We start from the raw sequence: 2,145 nt of genomic DNA, 5'->3' as shown, positions 1-2,145 counted from the left end.
TGATGTTTCGGCGCGACCTGACACAGGTTCGGTCGAACATGTGCGCTTTCCCGAAGGGCAGGTTCGAGGTGACCATGACTGAGCCGACTTCGTAGCGGGACGCGATGAGCTGGAAGAACAGGTTCGCCGCGTCCTGATCGAAGGGGATGTAGCCAACCTCGTCGATGATGATCAGCCGGTAGCGGCGGACCTTCTTCAGCTCGGCCTCGAGCCGTCCGGCTTGGTGGGCCTCGGCGAGGCGGGTGATCCAGTTGTTCGCGGTGTCGAAGAGCACCGAGTAGCCGGCGTGGGCGGCTTTGACCCCGAGCCCGATCGCGAGGTGGGTCTTCCCGAGCCCGGGTGGGCCGAGCAGGATCACGTTCTCGGCCTTCGCGACGAACGTGCCGGTGGCCAAGTGCGCCAACACGTCCCGGCGTAGCGAGGGCAGGTGGTCGAGGTTGAAGTCCTCGATCGTCTTCACCGCCGGGAAGTGCGCGGTCCGGATCCGCATCGTGGTTCCGGCGGACTCGCGCTCGGCGACCTGGCGCTGCAGCACGGCGGCCAGATACTCCTCGTGCGACCAGTTCTCGTCGCGGGCCTGCTCGGCCAGCCCCTCCCAGCAGCGCCCGATGGTCGGGGTCTTCAACACTCTGGCCAGGTAGGCCAGCATGGATGGAAGGCCGTCCGCCGGGGCGGTTCTCGACGGCGCCGTCGGTGCGTTCGCCGACGTGGTTGTCGTGGTCACGGGTTGCTCGCTTCCGCCGCATCCGCGGCTGTCGGGCTGGTGGGGTCGAAGTCGACGCCGAACAGGGCGTCGTAGTCGGGCAGGGCGCGGATCGCGACCGGGTGGCCGTCGCTGTGGCGGCGCTGCCCGCGCTGCCCGGCCTGTTGCTGGGCTCGGTGTTGCTCGGCTAGGGCCTGGCGCATCTGGCGTGCGGTGGCGACGTGGTCGGGGTCGGTGATCACCAGGTGTTTGGCCCAGCTGCGGTCGTGGCGGGCGACGAGCTGCCGGTCGCAGAACACCTCGACCGTGGTGGGCGAGGCGACGATGTCGACGAAGCGGCCGATCACCCGCGGGTCCACGGAGTAGTCACAGGTGTCGACGCGGACGTAGTAGTCGCGCGCGAGCCGGATCCGGTGGGTCAGCCCGACTGTCGGGGCGACGGCAGGTAGGACTGTCATGGCCTGGTAGTCGGTCTCGAGCAGGTCGACCGGACGCCCGTGGATGGCCCGGACGGTGCGGGTGTTCGCGCGGCTGGTCAGCCAGTCGGTGAACTGGGAGTTGAAGTCTGCCGGGGATGCGAACGCCCGTCCGGGCAGGAACGAGGTCTCGAAGAACCCGTTGTTGCGCTCGACCATGCCCTTGAACTCTGGGTCTTTCGGCGGGGCCAGCCGGATCCTGGTGGCCAGGGTCCCGGCGAACGCCGCGGCTGGGACCGACACCTTCCCCGTGCCGCCGATCGCGGACTCCCGGTCCCAGACCAGCGTCTTGGGCACCCGGCCGAGCTGGGAGATCAGCAGCCACATCCCGGACAGGATGTCCCCGCCTTGGCGCGAGGGGATCATCGTCGCGGACAGGAACCGGGAGAACGCCAAGGTCAGCACCAGCACCGGGAGGATCCGCACCTGCCGGGCGGCGACCGGGATGGGTGTCTCGGGGAACCACAGGTCGCATTGGGCGATCTCGCCGGGCTCGTAGACGGTCCGGTCCGACGGGTCGATCCCGACGTACTCGGGGCGGATCCGGGCCAGCAGCTTCTTGAGCGGGCCTTCGGAGTAGGGCCAGCCGATCTTCTGCGCGATCACCGGGCCCGGCATCGTCGGCCACTGGACCAACAGCGCCCGCACCTGCGGCTCGTAGGCGTCGGCGACCGAGCCTCGCGGCGCGCGCTCGTAGCGCGGTGGCCCGTCCGAGCGCAACGCCGCCCGCACCGTGTTCCGCGCGATGCCGAGCCGCCGGGCGATCTCCTTGATCGGCACACCCTCGGCCCGATGCAGACGACGGATCTCCGCCCAGTCCTCCACGTTCAGCACCTCCCCAGCGTTGGGAGGGGTCAAGATTCCCGGAACGCCAGGGGGGCAGATTTCAGGATCCGGCGACACGCCGGCCGAAGCGGGGACGGACCGGCCGGCCGCGGGTGCCGGACCGGGCCGCGCTGGCCGGGA

The 2,145-nt window shown here is 69.8% G+C and carries 2 protein-coding genes; both read right to left on the bottom strand.

The genetic code is table 11. The annotated features are described in order from the left end of the window. Positions 1-649 (bottom strand): IS21-like element helper ATPase IstB (istB, locus tag PSD17_RS27685; RefSeq protein ID WP_339125218.1); only part of this gene is annotated, 649 nt, incomplete at its 3' end. A 71-nt stretch (positions 650-720) separates the two neighbouring features. Beyond that, the gene (gene istA / locus PSD17_RS27680; RefSeq protein ID WP_339125216.1) at positions 721-2,013 is read right to left on the bottom strand and encodes an IS21 family transposase; all 1,293 of its coding nucleotides are present in this window, start codon (positions 2,011-2,013) and stop codon (positions 721-723) included. Between the last annotated feature and the right edge of the window lie 132 nt (positions 2,014-2,145).

Origin of the sequence: Pseudonocardia sp. D17 (assembly GCF_036984265.1) — a bacterium.
Taxonomy (GTDB): domain Bacteria; phylum Actinomycetota; class Actinomycetes; order Mycobacteriales; family Pseudonocardiaceae; genus Pseudonocardia; species Pseudonocardia benzenivorans.
Note: the sequence above shows the minus strand (reverse complement) of the source record. Positions and strands in the feature narration are given on the sequence as shown.